Consider the following 1,739-nt stretch of genomic DNA (forward strand, 5'->3'; position numbering starts at 1 on the left):
TAGCAAAATCAAATACAACAGCAAGAAAATTATCTGATAATTGAATAACTTTATCAGTATCTCGCACATGCTCTTTAACGAAACTTTCACTAATTTTCATACTACTTATAAAAAGCGCTATTGAAAAGTTAACACCATACCGTTTTTTTCTGTATGCAAAATCTTCCATCGATCTAATAATTTTATTCTTGTAACAGTTGTAATTCTCAAGAATCTGTTCTGTTAATATATTTTTCATAGTCAGCACCTGCGCGGTCATTGTGTTTTTTTGTATTATATCAGATAAATTCATATTTCGAAAATGACCACTCCGTTTAACAACTGGTTTTGTAAGAGTATATTGTATATATAAAGAAAAATACTAAAGCAGTGACTTTAACTGCTCGCGAACTTTATTTTGCTTCTCCTGTGCCAAAGCAAGTGCCTGACGATTTTTCTCCAAAACATCCTCGGGCGCATTTGCAACGAAACGCTCATTAGCCAGCATTCCCGAAAGCTTTTGAATCTCTTTTTCAAGCTTCTCCTCTTGTTTTTTGAGTCTGTTAATAATTGCCGAGAGATCAATAGATGCAGTAGGAATAAAAACTTCACACTTTTGACCGATATCACTGACTGCATTTGGTATCTTTGCATCCGTAAAGGAGACATTTTCAACTTTTGCCAACTTCTCAATATAAGGCTTGGCAATCTCTTTGTCTTCTTGTGTAAAATCATCTATTTTGACATAAGCCTGTTGAATATGTCTATTTGCCATATCAACCAGAACTTTTGCCCGACGAATAGAGACAATAGCATCCATAATCATCTCAAAACGCGCCTCATCTTTTTTTCGCTTTTTTGTTTTTGTCGGGAAAGGCTTTATCATAATCGATTCACTCTCTTGTAGTGTCGTTCCTGAGAGTTTATGCCACAAATATTCCGTAATAAAAGGCATGAACGGATGCAAAAGTTTCATAGACTCTTTAAAAATAGCTCCAAGCTCAACAATGCTTGACTTATCCGCTTTGCTTAGCTCAATTCCCCAGTCACAAAACTCATTCCAAATAAATCTGTAAACAGTTGTAGCAGCATCATTAAAACGGTACTCATCCAAGTAAGCGCGTACCTCTTTTGTTGCCTGATTCAAACGCGACACCATATAGCGACCAAGCGGTGTTTCAAGACAAAAACCGTCAAGATCCGGGAACTTTTCTACATTCATCTGCAAATATTTCGCCGCATTGTAGAGCTTGTTGGTAAAATTTCTGTTTAACTCAAGCTTTTTCGTGCTCATCCTAATATCACGCCCCTGCGCTGCCGAAATAGCTAAGGTAAAGCGTAAAATATCGGCACTGAATTCATTGACCATATCAAGCGGATCTATGACATTTCCCTTGCTTTTACTCATCTTTTGCCCATGTTCATCTCGCACGAGTGCATGCAAATAGATATCTTTAAACGGCAAAGAACCCATAAAATGTTCACCCATCATCATCATTCTGGCAACCCAGAAAAAGAGAATATCAAAGCCTGTAATCAAGAGAGAATTCGGGTAAAACTCTTTTAAATCATTACTTTGAAACAATCTATCCATCTCTACATCACCATTTCCCCAGCCAAGAGTGGAAAACGGCCATAAAGCGGAGCTAAACCATGTATCAAGTACATCCGGATCTTGGTGAATATTTTTAGAGGCGCATTTCACACAAGTATGCTCCTTTTCCTCCACGCTTGCCCACTCATGACCACACACATCGCAA

General features: G+C 37.7%; 2 protein-coding genes. Both read right to left on the minus strand.

Features of this window, described 5'->3' with window-relative positions; translation table 11 throughout:
- The coding region (locus tag AC30RD_RS08990; RefSeq protein WP_489494185.1) for a hypothetical protein at nt 1–238 on the minus strand (238 nt) is incomplete at its 3' end.
- Nucleotides 239–361: 123 nt separating this feature from the next.
- Nucleotides 362–1,739: class I tRNA ligase family protein (locus AC30RD_RS08995; RefSeq protein ID WP_489494187.1), on the minus strand; the 1,378-nt coding region annotated here is incomplete at its 5' end.

The organism is Nitrosophilus sp. (genome assembly GCF_982775275.1).